This window comes from Clostridium sp. FS41 (assembly GCF_000954015.1).
Lineage (GTDB): Bacteria > Bacillota > Clostridia > Lachnospirales > Lachnospiraceae > Enterocloster > Enterocloster citroniae.
Window position 1 is genome coordinate 1 of sequence record NZ_JYHN01000089.1, and the last position, 520, is coordinate 520.

The following is a 520-nucleotide window of genomic DNA, read 5'->3' on the forward strand; positions in this document are numbered from 1 at the left end:
GAATACGGCTTTTTTTGAAGAATGGAGTAAAATAATGGAATTAAAGGGAGGAGGTTGAAATTTATGAAATGAAAAAGGACATTCCTTTAATCGACAGTAGAGGAATGTCCAACCTACAGAGTTGTGCCATCAATTTACCACAGAATGATTGCGATTTACAACGAACAACCGAAGCTTTACGAGAGAAGTTAGTACAGCTATTTTTGTCTGAAGGTTCATTTACCAGCCCATCCGTTTTGGAAATCAGCCAGCAACTAGATGACTGCATTGTGGCAACTCAAAAAAACAACTTACCAAATAAGCTTAATCAGAGATAAGAATATGCTGTACGGGAAACTTATGGAACCCTATAGGGATGTAGTAATTAGCCGTTTTTCAGCTATTCATTGACATCTAGGAGGTTAAATCATGTTTATGTTGGTATGGGGTGACTCCTATCAAGAAATTGAATTTGAAAGACCCAGCAAAGATATTAAGTAAACAAGAATTAAAATATCACTGGTCTACACAGAGACTGGAA

Annotated in this window: 1 protein-coding gene; it reads left to right on the forward strand. The window is 36.5% G+C overall.

Translation table 11 applies throughout. From position 1 onward, the window contains the following. Window positions 1-68 precede the first annotated feature (68 nt). Window positions 69-317, forward strand: coding sequence for an aspartyl-phosphate phosphatase Spo0E family protein (locus CLFS41_RS26715; RefSeq protein WP_082082705.1), 249 nt, complete (start codon window positions 69-71; stop codon window positions 315-317). The last annotated feature ends 203 nt before the right edge of the window (window positions 318-520 follow it).

Bases quoted from the DNA above. Each gene is read 5' to 3' on its own strand.
- CLFS41_RS26715 (WP_082082705.1), top strand. From the start codon at position 69: ATGAAAAAGGACATTCCTTTAATCGACAGTAGAGGAATGTCCAACCTA.